11 protein-coding genes are annotated in these 16,589 nt (G+C 71.9%); 6 read left to right on the top strand and 5 right to left on the bottom strand.

From position 1 onward, the window contains the following. The first annotated feature begins 85 nt into the window (after positions 1-85). Positions 86-994: a Cof-type HAD-IIB family hydrolase gene (locus tag SGLAU_RS16525; RefSeq protein ID WP_052413778.1), complete on the top strand. Its 909-nt coding sequence runs from the start codon at positions 86-88 to the stop codon at positions 992-994. A 55-nt stretch (positions 995-1,049) separates the two neighbouring features. Here SGLAU_RS16525 and SGLAU_RS16530 read toward each other — a convergent pair whose 3' ends face one another. The 4 genes from SGLAU_RS16530 to SGLAU_RS16545 all read right to left on the bottom strand — a co-directional run bounded on the left by SGLAU_RS16530 (position 1,050) and on the right by SGLAU_RS16545 (position 8,346). Beyond that, a complete protein-coding gene (locus tag SGLAU_RS16530; RefSeq protein WP_043502293.1) occupies positions 1,050-2,120 on the bottom strand; it encodes a M23 family metallopeptidase in 1,071 nt (356 codons plus the stop codon). Between the two features lie 104 nt (positions 2,121-2,224). Next, complete coding sequence (gene cydD / locus SGLAU_RS16535) at positions 2,225-5,782, bottom strand: thiol reductant ABC exporter subunit CydD (protein ID WP_043502296.1); 3,558 nt, start codon at positions 5,780-5,782, stop codon at positions 2,225-2,227. Positions 5,783-5,794: 12 nt separating this feature from the next. Further along, on the bottom strand, positions 5,795-6,820 hold the full coding sequence (gene cydB / locus SGLAU_RS16540; protein WP_043502297.1) for a cytochrome d ubiquinol oxidase subunit II: 1,026 nt from the start codon (positions 6,818-6,820) through the stop codon (positions 5,795-5,797). Positions 6,821-6,840: 20 nt separating this feature from the next. After that, positions 6,841-8,346 (bottom strand): cytochrome ubiquinol oxidase subunit I, encoded by a 1,506-nt coding sequence (locus SGLAU_RS16545; protein ID WP_043502299.1) that lies wholly within the window; start codon positions 8,344-8,346, stop codon positions 6,841-6,843. 208 nt (positions 8,347-8,554) lie between these two features. Here SGLAU_RS16545 and SGLAU_RS16550 point away from each other — a divergent pair, with 208 nt between their 5' ends. Together SGLAU_RS16550 and SGLAU_RS16555 are read left to right on the top strand one after the other, a co-directional pair. Continuing rightward, positions 8,555-8,974 (top strand): cyclophilin-like fold protein, encoded by a 420-nt coding sequence (locus tag SGLAU_RS16550; protein ID WP_052413779.1) that lies wholly within the window; start codon positions 8,555-8,557, stop codon positions 8,972-8,974. A gap of 97 nt (positions 8,975-9,071) precedes the next feature. Next, entirely contained in the window at positions 9,072-11,339 is a 2,268-nt protein-coding gene (locus SGLAU_RS16555) for an MMPL family transporter (protein WP_052413780.1), read from the top strand. A 161-nt stretch (positions 11,340-11,500) separates the two neighbouring features. Here the strand turns inward: SGLAU_RS16555 and hisC are convergent, their stop codons facing one another. After that, a complete protein-coding gene (gene hisC / locus SGLAU_RS16560; RefSeq protein ID WP_043502302.1) occupies positions 11,501-12,580 on the bottom strand; it encodes a histidinol-phosphate transaminase in 1,080 nt (359 codons plus the stop codon). Between the two features lie 438 nt (positions 12,581-13,018). Between hisC and SGLAU_RS16565 the strand changes: the two genes are divergently transcribed. From SGLAU_RS16565 to SGLAU_RS16575, 3 genes are all read left to right on the top strand, one after another. Then, entirely contained in the window at positions 13,019-14,131 is a 1,113-nt protein-coding gene (locus SGLAU_RS16565; protein ID WP_078957740.1) for a LacI family DNA-binding transcriptional regulator, read from the top strand. A 185-nt stretch (positions 14,132-14,316) separates the two neighbouring features. Further along, on the top strand, positions 14,317-15,414 hold the full coding sequence (locus tag SGLAU_RS16570; protein WP_244315221.1) for a metallophosphoesterase: 1,098 nt from the start codon (positions 14,317-14,319) through the stop codon (positions 15,412-15,414). A 192-nt stretch (positions 15,415-15,606) separates the two neighbouring features. After that, entirely contained in the window at positions 15,607-16,479 is an 873-nt protein-coding gene (locus SGLAU_RS16575; protein WP_043502309.1) for a hypothetical protein, read from the top strand. Positions 16,480-16,589 lie beyond the last annotated feature (110 nt).

A 16,589-nucleotide genomic window follows, 5' to 3' on the forward strand; every position in this document is an offset into this window, starting at 1 on the left:
GTGTGACCGGATGGACAGTGACGGTGACCACTCAGATGTGCGGAGTCCCGCACGGTCGTGCGGGCATATGCGGGAGAATGGCCGGGTGACCTCAGCGACTCGACAGCCCGAGACCCCGGCCGCCGCGATACCGCCCCGGCTGATCGCCACCGACCTGGACGGCACGCTGCTGCGCGACGACAAGTCGGTCTCCCCACGGACGATCGCCGCCCTCGCGGCCGCCGAGGAGGCGGGCATCGAGGTCTTCTTCGTCACCGGCCGCCCGGCCCGCTGGATGGACGTCGTCAGTGATCATGTCCACGGCCACGGCCTGGCGATCTGCGGCAACGGCGCCGCCGTGGTCGACCTGCACGGCGGCCCCGGCACGCACCGCTTCGTGAAGGTGCGGGAGCTGGCCCGGGAGAACGCGCGGGACGCCGTACGGCTGCTGCGGGAGTCGGCACCGGGCACGGTCTTCGCGGTGGAGCAGACGTACGGCTTCTACCAGGAGCCGGACTATCCCAAGCTGCACATGGAGGTGCCGGACGCGCTCGCGCCCGCCGAGCACCTGCTCGCCTCGGACGCGCCGGGTGCCGGCGAGCCCGTGCTCAAGATCCTCGCCTACCACCCCACCCTCGATCCGGACGCCTTCCTGACCCTGGCCCGCCTCGCCATCGGCGACCGCGCCAACGTCACCCGCTCCAGCCCCAGCGCCCTGCTGGAGATCAGCGGCCCGGGCGTCTCCAAGGCCAGCACGCTCGCGCTCTGCTGTGCCGAGCGCGGCATCTCCCACGAGGAGGTCGTCGCGTTCGGGGACATGCCGAACGACGTCGAGATGCTCACCTGGGCAGGGCAGTCGTACGCGATGGGCAACGCGCACCCCGACGCCGTCGCGGCGGCGTCCGGCCGTACCGCCGCGAACAACGAGGACGGCGTGGCGGTGGTGATCGAGCGGCTGCTCGCGGAGCGCGGCCACACGCTCTCCGAGCGGACCGGCCACCGGCTCGACGGCTGAGCGGACACACGCCAGGGCGTGCCTGCGACGTCCCTTCTGCCCGGCGACGCCCGGCCTAGCCGATCCGGACCCCGCGGGCCGCCAGCCAGGGCACCGGATCGAGCCCCGAGCCCAGCTCGCGGGTGACCCGGACCTCGAAGTGCAGGTGCGGGCCGGTGGAGTTGCCGGTGGTGCCGGACTGGCCGATCCACTGGCCCGTCCCCACCCGCTCGCCCTGGTCCACGGCGATGGACGCGAGATGGGCGTACTGCGTGTAGTAGCCGCCCCGGTGCTCGAGCACGACCTCCATGCCGAAGGCACCCCCGCAGGACACCTTGACGACCTTGCCCGCGCCGACCGCCCGCACCGGTGTGCCGATCGGCACCGCGAAGTCCTGCCCGGTGTGCCGGTGGGCCCACCGGGCACCGCCGCTGCCGAACGAGGCGGACAGCGTGTACGTCTCCACCGGCGCCACCCACGCGGTCGTGTAGGACGTCTCCGGCTGGTCCAGCCGTACCGCACCCCGGCAGCTGCCCGCCGCGGCCGAGACGTCCGCCTCGCCCTGGAGGCGGGTGCGCGCCTCCTGCAGCTTCCGCTCGATGGACGCCTTCATCGCCGCGAGTTCGGCGTTCCGCTCCTCCAGCGCCCGCCAGGCCGCCTCGGCCCTCGCCTCGTCGGCGGCGAGCCGGGCCTGCGCGCGACGGCTCTTGGCGATCGCGTTGTTCACCGCGAGCTCGGCCTGTGACAAGGCGTGCTGACCGCGCATGAGCTCCTCCGGGCTGCCGGCGAGGACGAGCCGCGCGGCGATCGGCAGTCCCCCGCCGTCCCGGTACTGGGCGCGGGCGATCCGCCCCAGATCCTCGTGGAGCACGGCGATCTCCCGCCGCTGGTCCTCCAGCAGCCCTTCCAGCCGGCGGGCCTCCGCCCGCTGTGCCTCGGCCTCGTGCCGTCCCCGCTCGTACTGCTGGGTGGCCACCGCCGCGTCCCGGTACAGGCGGGCCACCCGGGTGCCGGTTCCCGTGCCGGAGCCGTCGGCGCCCCCGGTCACACCGTCGCCGACGGAGGGGTCTCCGGGCCGGGCGGCGAGCACGGCCAGCGCGCACACGAGCAGGGCGCAGAGCACGGGATGACGACGAGGTGACAGCATGTCAGCGATCGTGTCCCGCGCCCGGCTCGGGGGCCTGTTCTGCTCGTACGCATGGGGGACGGGCGGGCCCGGATGGAGCAGTCCCCCGGGTGGATGACGGTCCGTCAGCCGACGGAGGCGGCCGCCGGGTGCTCCGCCGTCGACTCCCTCGCCAGCATCTCGCGCAGCGGTCCGTCCGCCGCGGCCAGCTCCGCGTACGTCCCGCGCTGCACCACCCGGCCCGCGTCCAGCACCAGCACCTCGTCCACGTCCTGGAGCCCGGCCAGCCGGTGGGTGATCAGCAGCGTCGTCCGGCCCGCGGTGGCGGCCAGCAGATCGGCGGTGAGGGCGTCGGCGGTCGGCAGGTCCAGATGCTCGGCCGGCTCGTCCAGGACGAGCACCGGGAAGTCGGCGAGCAGCGCCCGCGCGAGGGCCAGCCGCTGCCGCTGACCGCCCGAGAGCCGGGCCCCGTGCTCGCCCACGAGGGTGTCCAGCCCGTCGGGCAGGCTGTCGGCCCACTCCAGCAGCCGGGCCCGGGCGAGCGCGGCACGCAGCTCGTCCTCCGTCGCGTCCCGCCGGGCGAGCAGCAGGTTCTCCCGCACGGTGCTGTCGAAGAGGTGCGCGTCCTGGGCGCTCAGCCCGACCAGACGCCGTACGTCGTCGCCGTCGAGGGCGTACGCGTCCACCCCGGCCAGCGTGTATCCGCCCGAGCGGGCGTCGAGGAACCGCAGCAGCACCTGCGCCAGGGTCGTCTTGCCGGACCCGGAGGGGCCGACGACCGCGATCCGGCGTCCCTGGTGCAGCGTCAGGTCGACTCCGGCGAGAGCGTCCCGGTCCTGGCCGGAGTGGCGGGCGGACAGGTCGCGCAGGGCCAGCGGGAACGGCGTCGCGGGCGCACTCCGGGGCCGCTCCGGCTCCCGCACCGGCCCGGGCGCGTCCAGCACCTCGAACACGCGCTCCGCGCTCCGCGCCACCCGCTGCCGGTACTGCACCGCCGACGGCAGCCCCAGGACGGCCTCGAAGGCGGCCAGCGGAGTGAGCACGACGACGGCCAGGGCGATGCCGCTCAGCCGCCCGTCGGCCACCGCCCGGACGCCCGTGAGCGCGGCGGCGGTGACGGTCAGTCCGCAGATCAGCGCGGTCAGGCCGGCGCCGAGGGCGGTGGCGGTGGCCGCGCGCGAGGCGATCCGGGTCAGCTCGGCGTCGGCCCGCCGGGTCCTCGCGGTACGGGTGGGCAGGGCACCGGCGACGGTCAGTTCCGCGGTGCCGGTGAGCAGGTCGGCCACGTGTGTCGCGAGCGCGCCGCGGGCGGGGGCGAGGCGCCGCTCCGCACGGCGGGCCACGGCACCGGTGAGCAGCGGGACTCCGGCGCCGGAGGCCAGCAGGCCGGCGGCGAGGACGGCCCCGGCCTCGGGCAGCAGCCAGGCCGTGAAACCGGCCGAGACCGCGCAGACCACGACGGCGGACCCGGCGGGGAGCAGCCAGCGCAGCCAGTAGTCCTGGAGCGCGTCGACGTCGGCGACGAGCCGGGAGAGGAGGTCGCCCCGGCGGGTGGTGCGCAGACCGGCGGGGGCCAGCCGTTCCAGCCGCCGGTATACGGCCACCCTGGTGTCGGCCAGCATCCGCAGCACCGTGTCGTGCGACACCAGCCGCTCGGCGTACCGGAACACCGCCCGGCCGATCCCGAAGGCCCGCGTCGCCGTCACGGCCACCATCAGATACAGCACGGGCGGCTGCTGGGACGCCCGTGAGATGAGCCAGCCGGAGGTGGCCATCAGTCCGACGGCACTGCCGAGCGCGAGGCTCCCGAGCAGCAGCGCGAGGGCGAGCCGGCCGCGTCGGGCGCGGGAGAGGACGCGGACGCGGGCGAGCACACCGGTGGGTGCGCCGGCCTGCTGGGACGTGGCCGCGTCGCACTCCGCCGGACCGGCCGCGGCCACGGCTGCCGTGTCGTCGGAAGCGACACGCGGCTCCGGTTCCGTACCGGCGCGGCGGGGTGCGGGCACCGCCGTGGACGGGGGCGGGGGCGCCACCGAGCGGACGGGCCCGGCGTCCGGTGCGTCCAGCCGTACGACCCGGTCCGCCACGTCCAGCAGCGCCGGCCGGTGCACCACCAGCAGCACGGTGCGTCCGGCGGCGAGGCGCCGGACCGCCGCGACGATCTCCGCCTCCGTGGCACCGTCGAGCGCCGCCGTCGGCTCGTCCAGCAGCAGCACGGGCCGGTCGGCGAGAAAGGCCCGGGCCATGGCGAGCCGCTGGCGCTGGCCGGCGGACAGGCCGGCACCGTCCTCGCCCAGGACCGTGTCCGTCCCCTGCGGGAGGGCCTCGACGAACTCCAGTGCGCCCGCGTCCCGCAGCGCCCGGCGTACGGCGTCGTCGTCGGCGTCGGGGCGGGCCAGGCGGACGTTCTCGGCGATCGTCCCGGCGTACAGATGGGGCCGCTGCGGCACCCACGCGACGCGCGAGCGCCACTCCTCCAGGTCGACGCCGGTGAGATCGGCTCCTCCGACGCGCACCCGGCCGCCGGTGGGCCGTACGAAGCCGAGCGCGACGTCGAGCAGCGTGGACTTGCCGGCACCGCTCGGGCCGACGAGGGCGACGGTCTCACCGGGCCGCACGGTGAGGGAGACGCCGGAGACCGCGTCCGTCACGCGGCCCGGGTGCCGGACGGTCACGTTCTCGAAGGTCAGCGGGCCGGCCGGGACGGCGCCGGTGCCCGAGGCCGGTACCCGGGTCTCCAGCACCGAGAAGATCTCCTCGGCGGCCGCCAGGCCTTCCGCCGCCGCGTGGTACTGGGCGCCGACCTGCCGCAGCGGCAGATAGGCCTCGGGGGCGAGGACGAGGATCACCAGGCCGGTGTACAGGTCCATCTCGCCGTGCACGAGTCGCATGCCGATCGTCACGGCGACCAGAGCCACCGAGAGGGTGGCCAGCAGTTCCAGCGCGAAGGACGACAGGAAGGCGATGCGCAGGGTGCGCAGGGTCGCCTGGCGGTACTCACCGGTGATGCGCTTGATCGACTCGGCCTGGGCCTTGGCCCGGCCGAACACCTTCAGCGTCGGCAGCCCCGCGACGACGTCCAGGAAATGACCGGACAGCCGGGACAGCAGCCGCCACTGACGGTCCATCCGGGACTGGGTGGCCCAGCCGATCAGCACCATGAAGAGCGGGATGAGAGGCAGGGTGCCGACGATGATCGCCGCCGACACCCAGTCCTCGGTGACGATCCGCGCCAGCACCGCCACCGGCACCACCACCGCGAGCCCCAGCTGGGGCAGGTAGCGGGCGAAGTAGTCGTCGAGCGCGTCGATCCCCCGCGTCGCCAGGGCCACCAGCGAGCCGGTGCGCTGTCCGCTCAGCCACCCCGGGCCGAGCGCGGCCGCTCGGTCCAGCAGCCGTCCTCGCAGCTCGGACTTCACTGCCGCGCCGGCCCGGTGCGCGGCCAGCTCGGTGAGCCAGGCGACCAGGGCGCGGCCGCACCCGACGGCCAGCAACAGCAGGAGCGGTGTGCGCAGCTCGGTGCTCGACAGTCCGTCCTGGAAGGCGCCGACCACCGTCTCGGCGATGAGCATCGCCTGCGCGACGACCAGCCCGGCGCCGACGGCACCCAGGCCGACGACCGCCACCAGGAAGAACCGGGTGGCACGGGCGTGGCGAAGCAGCCGTGGATCGATCGGTTTCACGTGAAACACACCTCAGTGCGCGGCTCGGGGGGCGGCGTGGGCGTCGGGCGCGAGGTGCTGGGTGCCGATCCGCTTGCGGAACACCCAGTACGTCCAGCCCTGGTACAGCAGCACCACCGGGGTGGCGACGACCGCAAGCCAGGTCATGATCTTCAAGGTGTAGGCGCTGGACGAGGCGTTGGTGACCGTCAGGCTCCAGTCCGGGTTCAGCGTCGACGGCATGACGTTCGGGAAGAGCGTCAGGAAGAGCATGGCCACGGCGGCCACGATGGTGAGCCCCGACAGGGTGAAGGCCCAGCCCTCACGCCCCGCCCGGGTGGCCGCCAGCGCGGTGACGAGCGAGGCGACGGCCACCACCATGGCGACGAGCGAGGCACCGTCGCCGTTCTCCACCTGCGTCCACAGCAGGAAGAGCACGGCCAGGACAGCGGTCACCAGGCCGACGCGCAACGCCAGCCCCCGGGCTCGCTCCCGGATCTCCCCGACCGTCTTGAGCCCGACGAACACCGTGCCGTGGAAGGTGAACAGCGACAGCGTCACGAGACCGCCGAGCAGCGCGTACGGGTTGAGCAGGTCACCGACGGTACCGACGTACTCCAGTTCCCGGTCGATCTTCACGCCCCGGACGATGTTGCCGAAGGCCACGCCCCACAGGAACGCCGGCAGCAGCGAGGTCCAGAAGATCGCGGTCTCCCAGTTGCGCTGCCAGTGCTCCTCGGGCCGCTTGACCCGGTACTCGAAGGCGACACCGCGGATGATCAGGCAGACCAGGATGAGCAGCAGGGGCAGGTAGAAGCCGGAGAAGAGGGTGGCGTACCACTCGGGGAAGGCGGCGAAGGTCGCGCCACCCGCGGTGAGCAGCCAGACCTCGTTGCCGTCCCAGACCGGGCCGATCGTGTTGATCAGCACCCGCTTCTCGGGCCGGTCCCGGGCCAGCAGCCTGGTGAGGATGCCGACGCCGAAGTCGAAGCCCTCCAGGAAGAAGTAGCCGGTCCACAGGACGGCGATCAGTACGAACCAGACGTCGTGGAGTTCCATGACTGTGCGGCTCCCTCGGCCTAGTAGGAAAAGGCCATCGGCTTGTCGGCGTCACGGACGTCGCCGCCGATCTTCGTGGGCGGGTTGAGGTCGGCCTCGGTCAGCTCGGGCGGGCCGGCCTTGACGTACTTCACCAGCAGCTTGACCTCGATCACCGCGAGCACGGCGTACAGCGTGGTGAAGGCGATCATCGAGGTGAGGACCTCGGCGGTGGAGACACCGGGGGACACCGCGTCCCTGGTCTGGAACACGCCGTAGACGACCCACGGCTGGCGGCCCATCTCGGTGAAGATCCAGCCCCAGGAGTTGGCGATCAGCGGGAAGCCCATCGTCCACACGGCGAGCAGCCAGTACCACCGGGTGAGCTTGGTGCCGAGCGGCTTCTTCAGCAGCACCAGGCGCGGCACCTCGTCGTCGCCGGTGCGGTGGACGGCCGGCAGCAGGAACTTCTTGCGGGTCAGCCACAGGCCCAGCAGCCCGAGGGAGAAGGAGGCCATGCCGAAGCCGATCATCCAGCGGAAACCCCAGTAGGCGACGGGCACGATGGGCTTGTAGTCGCCCGGCCCGAACTGCTCCCGCAGGGCCTCGTTGGTGTCGTTGATGCCGGGCACGTACGACTCGAAGTCGCTGTGGGCGAGGAAGGACAGCAGGCCCGGGATCTCCAGGGCCACCTTGTTGTGCCCCTCGTCGACGTCTCCGTAGGCGAACACGGAGAACGGCGCGGGCTTCTCGCCGTCCCACAGGGCCTCGGCGGCGGCCATCTTCATCGGCTGCTGCTCATACATGACCTTGCCGAGGGTGTCGCCGCTGACCGCGGTGAACAGTCCGCCGACCGCCAGGGTGACGAGGCCGAGCCGGAGCGAGGTCCGCATCACCGGGATGTGCTTCTTGCGCATCAGGTGGAAGGCGGCGATGCCGGCCATGAAGGCGCCCCCCGTGAGGAAGGCGGCCGAGAAGCTGTGGAAGACCTGGTTGAGGGTGGTGTTCTGGGTGAGGACCGCGAAGAAGTCGGTCAGCTCGGCGCGGCCCTTCTCCTCGTTGATCCGGTAGCCGACCGGGTGCTGCATCCACGAGTTCGCCGCGAGGATGAAGTACGCCGACAGCAGCGTGCCGATCGAGACCATCCATATGCAGGCCAGGTGGATCCTCTTGGGCAGCTTGTCCCAGCCGAAGATCCACAGGCCGATGAAGGTGGACTCGAAGAAGAAGGCGATCAGGGCCTCGAACGCGAGGGGCGCTCCGAAGACGTCACCGACGAAGCGGGAGTAATCGGACCAGTTCATGCCGAACTGGAACTCCTGCACGATGCCGGTGACCACACCCATCGCGATGTTGATCAGGAAGAGCTTGCCCCAGAACTTCGTCGCCCGGAGGTACTTCTCCTTCTCCGTGCGCACCCAGGCCGTCTGAAGGCCGGCCGTGAGGGCGGCGAGCGAGATCGTCAGGGGAACGAACAGAAAGTGGTAGACGGTGGTGATGCCGAACTGCCAACGCGCCAGAGTCTCGGGCGCCAAAGCCAATTCCACGTCGTCAGTCTCCTTACCTCGCCGTGGACCGCGGCAGTCTGCCCCTCTTGTCACGTACAAACGGGATCAACCGGGACACGCTTGTGAACGCGTTCACATTCACAAGTAATTATGACGCACTGATTTTCGGCCTGGACAGGGGGGTCCCTCCTTGGCCGTTGCGTCAACCCCTTGGCAGCAACTTCAACGTCTTGTTGAATTGCGCGCCATGCACACACAGCACTCACCGGCACACACAGAGACGCAGCCCCGGACCCGCATCCTCATCTCGTGGCCCACGGGACACCTCACCGCCACCCTCGACGACACCCCGACGACCCAGGCGCTCACCAAGGCCCTGCCGCTCGCCTCCACCGCCCGCACCTGGGGCGAGGAGGTCTACTTCGACACCGGTGTCGCCGTTTCACGTGAAACCGGCGCCCGCCAGGTCGTCGAACCGGGCACGGTCGCCTTCTGGACCGACGGCGACGCCCTGGCCCTCCCCTACGGCCCCACCCCGATCTCGCGGGGCGACGAATGCCGCCTCGCCAGCCCCTGCAATGTCCTCGGCGCCCTCGACGGTGACCCCCGTCTGCTGGCCACCGTGCGCAACGGCGACCCCATCCGGGTGGAGTTGGTGCACGAGTAGCCGAGCCCCCGCCGGTCCGAGGTGCCGCACCACCCGGACGGGCGTCCAATGGAAGAGTCGGAGACACCGCCTGGCACACCGGCCGGAGACCGCAGGCATGGAACCCACCCCAGCGGGGGCGGGGGGAAAGAGCAAGGCCGCAGCAGGGGGACTGCGACGGCTCGGAGAGTGGTGCGCCCACCACTTCGTGATCGTCATCGTGGCCTGGCTGGTCGCGCTGGTCGCCGTCCAGGCCCTCAACCGCGCCTACGGCGGAACCTACTCCGACGACTTCTCCCTGTCGGGCGTACAGTCCGAGCAGGGTCTCGACGTGCTGAAGCAGCACGACCCCGAGGCCGGCGGCTACAGCAGCCAGATCGTCCTCCACGACGACCGGCAGCCGCTCACCGCGCTCGGTCCGGACATCTCCACCACGGTCGCCGACCTGCAGAAACTCCCCCACGTCCTGGCAGTCCAGAACCCGCTGTCGGTGACGTCCTCCACGGTCGGCCCGGTTTCGGAGGACGGCAGGACCGCCTACATCACCGTCCGCTTCGACGTCCAGCCCTCCACGCTCGGCGACGACTACCTCGACGGTGTCGACAGCGCCGTACAGCCACTGCGCGCGGCCGGCGCGGACGTCGAGTACGGCGGCCCGCTCGGGGAGCTGGCCCGGCCCGACCCGGACGACCGGCTCAGCGAGCTGATCGGCTTCGCGGTCGCCATCGTCGTCCTGCTCGTCGGCTTCGGCAGTGTCCTCGCCGCCGGACTGCCCCTGGTGACCGCGCTCCTCAGCGTCATCGGCGGCCTCGGCTGCCTCGGGCTGCTCGCCACGGCATTCACCTTCGCGACGGTCTCACCGACCCTGGCCACCATGATCGGTCTCGGCGTGGGCATCGACTACGCCCTCTTCCTGCTGACCCGTCACCGCCAGAACCTCATGGACGGCGCCGACCCGGCCCGGGCCGCCGGACATGCGACCGCCACCAGCGGACGCGCCGTCCTGATCTCCGGCACCACCGTGATCATCGCGCTGCTCGGCCTGTACGCATCCGGCGTGACGTTCATCGGAAAACTGGGACTCGCCGCCGCCGTCACGGTGGTCACCGCCGTCCTCGGCGCACTCACCCTCGTCCCCGCCCTGCTGGGGCTGATCGGACGGCGGATCGACCGCTACCGCGTGCGCCACCCGGTGGCCGAGGGCGATGCCGCCCCCGGCGCCGCACCCCAGGGCACCTGGCACCGATACGCCCAGCGGGTCGAGCGCCACCCGCTGCGCTACCTCGCCGCGGGCGTCGCCACGATCGCCGTGCTGGCGATCCCGGTCTTCTCCCTCCAGCTCGGGCACATCGGCGACGGTGCCGATCCCACGTCCTTCACCGACCGGCGCGCCTACGACCTGATGACCGACGCCTTCGGCCCCGGGTCCAACGGCCCCCTGACCGTCGTCATCGACCAGAGTTCCGTCCCCGCGGACCAGCGCTCCCAGCTCCAGTCGCAAGCGCAGCAGACCCTGGGTGCCGTTCCCGGTGCGGCCACGGTCACCCCACTGACGCCCACGAAGGACGGCGACGTGCTCATCGCCACCGTCTACTCCAGCGCCTCACCGCAGAGTGCCGCCACCACCGACCTGACCAACCGCCTCGTCGACGACAGCCTGCCGGACGCGGTCGCCGGCACCGACGCCCAGACCTATGTCACCGGCACGACGGCCGCCCAGGTCGACTTCCGGGACATCGTCGCGGACCGCCTGCCGCTGATCATCGCAGTCGTCGTCGCCCTGGCGTTCCTGATCATCCTCGCCGTCTTCCGCGGCCTGCTCGTCGCCCTCAAGGCGGCCGTGCTCAACGTCCTGTCCATCGCGGCCTCGTACGGCGTGGTCGTCGCCATCTTCCAGTGGGGCTGGGGCGGTCCCGCGCTCGGCGTCTCGGGCACCGTGCCGATCGAGAGCTATGTCCCCATGATGATGTTCGCCATCATCTTCGGCCTCAGCATGGACTACGAGATCTTCCTGCTCTCCCGGGTCCACGAGGCGTGGCTGCGCACGGGCGATGCCAAGGCTTCCGTCGCCCACGCCCTGGAGATCACCGCGCGGGTCATCACCTGTGCCGCGCTGATCATGGTGAGCGTCTTCGCGGCCTTCCTCATCAGCGACAACATCGTGGTGAAGATGCTGGGGATGGGCCTGGCCGTCAGCGTGCTCATCGACGCCACCGTCGTACGGCTGCTCATGGTGCCGGCGGTGATGACCCTGCTGGGCCGGCACGCCTGGTGGACACCTCGCTGGCTGGACCGGTTGCTGCCGCACATCGACCCCGAGGGGGCCGGCGAGGAACTGGGGGCGGGCACGGCACACGCCGCACCGGAGCGCGGGCGAGCGTCGTGACCCGCCCCGGGATCAGTGAACCGGGGGGACCGGTGGAACACAGGACCGGGGGACCGCCGTGGGCCAGGGGACCGCGGTGGGCCGGTGGACCGGGGGTGGACCAGTGGACCGAGGAACCGGGAGACCGGGACCGGGACCGGGCCACCGGCAGGCCCCGGTGGTCAGATCTCCCTGCGGAACGCCTCCGCCGCCTTCAGGAAGATGTCATTCCCCTCGGCCTCCCCGATCGTCACCCGCACACCCTCGCCGGGGAACGGCCGCACGACCACGCCCGCCTGCTCACAGGCCTCGGCGAAGGCAACCGTGCGGTCCCCCAGCCGCAGCCACACGAAGTTGGCCTGGGTCTCGGGCACCGTCCAGCCCTGGGCGCGCAGCCCGTCGACGACGCGGATGCGCTCGCACACCAGCGAACCGACCCGGCCCAGCAACTCGTCCTCGGCGCGCAACGAGGCGATCGCCGCCTCCTGGGCGAGCTGGCTGACACCGAAGGGCACCGCCGTCTTGCGCAGCGCCGCCGCGACGGGTTCGTGCGCGATCGCGAAGCCCACCCGCAGTCCGGCGAGGCCGTACGCCTTGGAGAAGGTCCGCAGCACGCAGACGTTCGGCCGGTCGCGGTACAGCTCGACGCCGTCCGGCACCTCGGGGTCGCGGATGAACTCGCGGTACGCCTCGTCGAGGACGACCAGCACATCGCCGGGCACCCGGTCCAGGAAGCGCTCCAGCTCCGCCCGCCGTACCACCGTGCCCGTGGGGTTGTTGGGGTTGCAGACGAAGATGAGCCGGGTGCGGTCGGTGATCGCCGCCGCCATCGCGTCCAGATCGTGCACGTCGCCCGGCGTGAGCGGCACCTGAACCGAGGTGGCACCACTGATCTGGGTGATGATCGGGTACGCCTCGAAGGACCGCCAGGCGTAGATGACCTCGTCACCGGGGCCCGCGGTGGCCTGGATCAGCTGCTGGGCGACTCCGACGGAACCGGTGCCGGTGGCCAGGTGGGAGACGGGCACCCCGAACCGCTCGGACAGCTCGTTCATCAGGCCCGTGCAGCCCATGTCGGGGTAGCGGTTGAAGGAGGCGGCCGAGGCGGTGACGCTCTCCAGCACGCCGGGCAGCGGCGGGTAGGGGTTCTCGTTGGAGGACAGCTTGTAGGCCACCGGCCCGTCCGCGGCGGCGGGCTTGCCCGGCTTGTAGGTGGGGATACCCGCCAGCTCGGCGCGCAGCTTGGGGCTCGTCTCGCTCACCGCAGTCCTCCTCGCGACCACCGGCGCCGCCTGACCGTCGCCGGCTTCCAATGCTTCTTACCTTATGAGGATTCGGCCCGGCTGCGAACAGGTGAACGCGGACCTCTCCCCGGCCGTTCCCGTCCCCCCCGCCTCACCGGCATCAGGGGCAACATGGAGCGAAGGCGTACGAAGTGGGGGGCGCGCCGAACATATATCTATGCGCCGGTGGCTCACGCCCTGGCGCGCGTCCCTCGTGAAGGTGAGTTGAGACCTCTTCGAGACCTCGCCCGCTCGGCAGGCCGGTGCACGCCCACACATCACGTCCGATGCTATTAAGCTTCAACTACCTTTCATTGATAGGGAATTGAAGCCCCATGGCCATGCAGAAACGTGCCTGTCAATGGGTGCATATGCGTCCGCACTACCCCACCGTATGAGCCCTACTATCGGCTCGCCATGACAGCAGCAGGGAAGCACCAGGTGAGCCGCGCGGAAACCTCACGTCGAGGCAGCCGGCCGGGCCGGGCGGGCATCAGAGACGTGGCCGCCGCCGCCGGAGTCTCCATCACGACCGTCTCCGACGCCCTCAACGGCAAGGGCCGGCTCCCGGACGCCACCCGACGCCATGTCCGAGAGGTCGCCGACCGGCTGGGCTATCGCCCGTCGGCAGCGGCCCGCACGCTCCGTACCGGCAAGTCCGGCCTCATCGGCCTGACCGTCACCACGTACGGGGATGAACCTTTCACCTTCACCGAGTTCGCGTACTTCGCGGAGATGGCACGGGCCGCCACCTCCGCCGCGCTCGCCCGCGGCTACGCCCTCGTCATCCTGCCCGCGACCTCCCGGCACGACGTCTGGTCGAACGTCGCCCTGGACGGAACGGTGGTCATCGACCCCTCCGACCAGGACCCGGTCGTCAGCGAACTGGTGCGGCAGGGCTTACCCGTCGTCTCCGACGGCCGCCCGGCCGGCTCGCTGCCGGTCACCGCATGGGTCGACAACGACCACGAAGCCGCCGTCCTCGGCATCCTCGACCACCTGGCCGCCGCCGGCGCCCGCCGCATCGGCCTGCTGACGGGCACCACCACCGACACGTACACCCACCTGTCGACCACCGCGTACCTGCACTGGTGCGAGCGGGTCGGCCAGGACCCGGTGTACGAGGCCTACCCGGCGCACGACCCGTGCGCGGGCGCCGTCGCGGCCGACCGGCTGCTGGCCCGCCCCGACCGGCCCGACGCGGTCTACGGGCTGTTCGACCCCAACGGCACCGACCTGCTGGCCGCCGCCCGGCGCTACGGGCTCCGCGTACCGGACGACCTGCTCCTGGTCTGCTGCAGCGAGTCCACGGTGTACGCCAACACCGAGCCGCCGATCACCACGCTCTCCCTGAAGCCGCGCCGGATCGGCACCGCCGTGGTCCAGCTCCTCATCGACGCCATCGAGGGCGTGGAATCGGACCACCCGGTCGAACAGGTGATACCGACCGAGCTGATCGTGCGTACCTCGTCCCAGCGACGCCCGCCACGGAGGACGGTCAGCCCGCCGCGAGCCCCCGAGAAGGACTGACCGGAGGTGCTCACCAGGCCGGCCGAAGTTCTTCCCAATCGGGGCGAAAGCCGCGGTGAACCGGAGTCCTGTTCCGATTCACCACCCCTGGGTCATCACACGGCGCGATCCGCATTCCTATGATGGGCCCACGGCACCGCGGGCCGCTGCGACCAGGCAGTCCGAAGCGGTGCAGCGGCGGCGCGATGGTGGAGGGGTCGATGACTCAGGGGGCCGGTCAGGGACCCGAGGTGGAGCGGACGGCGACGTTGCGCGACTTCCGGGTACCGGCGTATGTCCACGAGACCGGTCCGTACGTCCGAGACAGCCACCCCGGCGAGGCCGCGGCGCCCGGCACGGAGCCGGCGGCCTATCCGCAGGAGTACACCCCGACCGAGCGCGACCTGCCCGTCATCAACCGGGGCGACACGCTCCAGGTGACCGTCGACCCCGCACCGGCCCCGGCCCCGGCCCCCGCCGCCGGTCCCGGCCCGCTGTTCGTTGTCGGGGACGTACACGGCTACCTCGACGAGCTGGTCGCCGCCCTCCAGGAGAAGGGCCTGATCGACGCCGCCGGACACTGGTGCGCGGGCACCGCCCGGCTGTGGTTCCTCGGCGACTTCACCGACCGCGGCCCGGACGGCATCGGCGTCATCGACCTGGTCATGCGATTGTCCGCCGAGGCCGCCGCGGCGGGCGGCTACTGCAAGGCCCTCATGGGCAACCACGAGCTGCTGCTGCTCGGCGCCAAGCGGTTCGGCGACACCCCCGTCAACTCCGGCGCGGGCACCGCCACCTTCCAGGCCGCCTGGCTGCTCAACGGCGGGCAGAAGACCGACATGGACCGTCTCCAGGACCACCACCTGCAGTGGATGGCCCGCCTCGACGCGCTCACCGAGACGGACGGCCACCTGCTCGTCCACTCCGACACCACCGCCTATCTCGACTACGGCGACTCCATCGAGGCCGTCAACGACAACGTCCGCGAGACGCTCACCCGCAACGACGCGGACGAGGTGTGGGACCTCTTCCGCAAGTTCACCAAGCGCTTCTCCTTCCGCGACGAGGGCGGTGCCGACGCCGTCCGCTCCCTGCTCGACACCTACGGCGGCACCCGCATCGTGCACGGCCACAGCCCCATTCCGTACCTGCTGGGCGAGGTCGGCTCCGAGGAAGGCGAGGACACCGCCGGCCCCCTCGTCGAGGGACCGCACGTCTACGCCGACGGCCTCGCCATCGCGATGGACGGCGGCGTGACCATGGCCGGGAAGCTGCTGGTCCAGCAACTGCCGCTCACCATCTGAACGTTCACCGGCAGCCGCCCGGGCGGGACGGAGCGGCCGGTGAACCGTGCAGGCCAGAGCCCAATTTCGGTAAATCCCCTGTCACCGCCCGCCGTCACCGCTCTACCATCGGCTTGTCCGTAGCAGGCTCCCCTCCGTTTCTGCCCGACGGCTCGTCAGCGTGCGAGCCCCCGCCCTACGGAGCATCGGGGGATGCAGATGAACAGCGTTCCGCAGCACCTGCTGAGTGAGGACCGCCAGGAGTACGAGCGGCTCCTCGACGAGGCGCTGCGCTCCGCGCCACACCGCCCGGAACTGGCCGCTGCCGGTCAGCGGTTCACCACCGAACAGCTGCGCACCATGGCGCTCAGCGCCACCGCCCTCATCACGGCGGCAGCCGCGACCGAGTACCAGCACTACGTGCGGATCCGGGCGGAACTGCGCCGGCCGGCACCGGCCGCGACCACCCCCGGACCGGCCCCCGCGTCCGGCTCCGAAGAGCCGGGGCCGGACACGACGGGCCTCGCCGGCACCGTGGGAGAGGCCGCCGAGACCGTCGGCGCGGGCGCCGTCGCCATGGTCGCCGTCCTCGCTCCGCTGCTGGCCGCGACCGCCGCGGCGATCTTCCTGCTCGTCGGGTACGTCGTGCAGGTGCTCGACCCCGGCCAGGCGTTCGCCCGGACCATGCTGACCACCGGCTGGGTGTTCGCCGCCGTGACCGCGCTGGCGATCCTGGCCGCCGCCACCGGTCTGCTGCTCACCGCCCTGCGCAACCGGCCCGCGCCGGAGCCAGGACCGTACGGCGAACCGAGCGGCGAGCTGGCCCGGGCCAGAGACGCCTGGCACGAGGCCCTGCTGGAACGCGGCATTGTTCCGTTCCTGCGCGACGCCCTGGCCGGCTCCGGCGCGGGCGCACCGCACCGTACGGCCCCACCGGCGCCGACCAGCCGCATACCGCAGCTCGGCTACGACCGTCCCGGCTTCACCAGCCCCGGGGACGGGCCGGCCACCGGCTCCCGGCCCAGCTACACCAGCCCGGACTACACGAGCCCGGAGTTCGGCGGTCCGGAGCACCGGCCCAGATGACCCCCGGCTCGCTCCCCCGCACGGAGGCGCGAGCCGGGTACGTCCTCCTGCCCGCCTGAGCTCCCGGGGCCGGCGAGGGACGCACGGGGCCGGTCCGGCCGGAGTCCGGT

This window comes from Streptomyces glaucescens, assembly GCF_000761215.1.
In the GTDB taxonomy this organism is placed as follows: Bacteria; Actinomycetota; Actinomycetes; order Streptomycetales; family Streptomycetaceae; genus Streptomyces; species Streptomyces glaucescens_B.

Bases quoted from the DNA above. Each gene is read 5' to 3' on its own strand.
- SGLAU_RS16530 (WP_043502293.1), bottom strand. From the start codon at position 2,120: ATGCTGTCACCTCGTCGTCATCCCGTGCTCTGCGCCCTGCTCGTGTGC.
- cydB (WP_043502297.1), bottom strand. From the start codon at position 6,820: ATGGAACTCCACGACGTCTGGTTCGTACTGATCGCCGTCCTGTGGACC.
- SGLAU_RS16550 (WP_052413779.1), top strand. From the start codon at position 8,555: ATGCACACACAGCACTCACCGGCACACACAGAGACGCAGCCCCGGACC.
- SGLAU_RS16555 (WP_052413780.1), top strand. From the start codon at position 9,072: ATGGAACCCACCCCAGCGGGGGCGGGGGGAAAGAGCAAGGCCGCAGCA.
- SGLAU_RS16565 (WP_078957740.1), top strand. From the start codon at position 13,019: ATGACAGCAGCAGGGAAGCACCAGGTGAGCCGCGCGGAAACCTCACGT.
- SGLAU_RS16570 (WP_244315221.1), top strand. From the start codon at position 14,317: ATGGTGGAGGGGTCGATGACTCAGGGGGCCGGTCAGGGACCCGAGGTG.
- SGLAU_RS16575 (WP_043502309.1), top strand. From the start codon at position 15,607: ATGCAGATGAACAGCGTTCCGCAGCACCTGCTGAGTGAGGACCGCCAG.